The sequence below is a fragment of the Tissierella sp. genome (assembly GCF_052089545.1).
GTDB lineage: Bacteria > Bacillota > Clostridia > Tissierellales > Tissierellaceae > Tissierella_A.
On sequence record NZ_JBQDAA010000159.1, the window covers coordinates 1 to 853 of the forward strand.

Genomic DNA, 853 nt, shown 5'->3' on the forward strand with positions numbered 1-853 from the left:
TATACTCAGTTATATCACCAGAAGGACTTTCTTCTATACTTTGGAAAGATTCTGCCCTTGCACAAAAAGCATCTGATACAATGAAACTTACTGCAGGAGACTTACTAGATTTAAAAGTAATAGATGAAGTGATAAAAGAACCACTAGGAGGAGCTCACAAAGACGTAGATGCTACTGCTAAAAATATAAAAAAATATATATCTAAAGAAATAAAAACTCTTTTATCTATGGAAAAAAAGGAATTAGTAGATAAAAGATATGAAAAGTTTAGAAATATGGGAGTATATGAATAAAACAGGTATTGTCCTTAAGGACAATACCTGTTTTTTAATATATTTAAGAACCGTTCAGACCAAAAAAAGACCGCTTAGTCCAAAAATGCACAAAACTTAAGTTTTATTTGATACACTTAATATATAAAAGAGTGAAAATAAAATCAAGATAAAGGCAGAATATCAAGAAGGTTATTTTATTTAAAAAGGAGAATATCATGGAAGGTTTAAAAGATAGTGTAAAAAGTATAAAAACTTATATAATCATAACAGCTTTAGTACTTATATCTAGATATTTTATTGTATTTTTAAATTTTTCATCTTTAGATACTATTATGGAAATAGTATATTTAGCAAGTAAAATTATGGGTCTTATATTATTACTTAAGTTGATACTGAAAGACTATTCTTTAATAAAATTTACCAAATATATATACTTTTTTAATATAGTGTATTTTTCTATAAACTATCTTTCAGATTATATCTTATTTGAAAAAGATAATATGTCTTTAATATATATTCTCTTTTTTGTAATAGCATTTAACTATATATTAAATACCGAGCAAAAGATAAACTTTTAA

Annotated in this window: 1 protein-coding gene and 1 pseudogene; both read left to right on the plus strand. The window is 24.3% G+C overall.

What is annotated here, in order from left to right; all coding sequences use genetic code 11:
- Positions 1-293: pseudogene (locus ACTHW2_RS10275) on the plus strand (acetyl-CoA carboxylase carboxyl transferase subunit alpha); the annotation flags it as partial.
- A 197-nt stretch (positions 294-490) separates the two neighbouring features.
- On the plus strand, positions 491-853 hold the full coding sequence (locus ACTHW2_RS10280; RefSeq protein ID WP_442263830.1) for a hypothetical protein: 363 nt from the start codon (positions 491-493) through the stop codon (positions 851-853).

What these genes read in the sequence shown, in the direction of transcription:
- ACTHW2_RS10280 (WP_442263830.1), top strand. Translation starts at nt 491, where the DNA reads ATGGAAGGTTTAAAAGATAGTGTAAAAAGTATAAAAACTTATATAATC.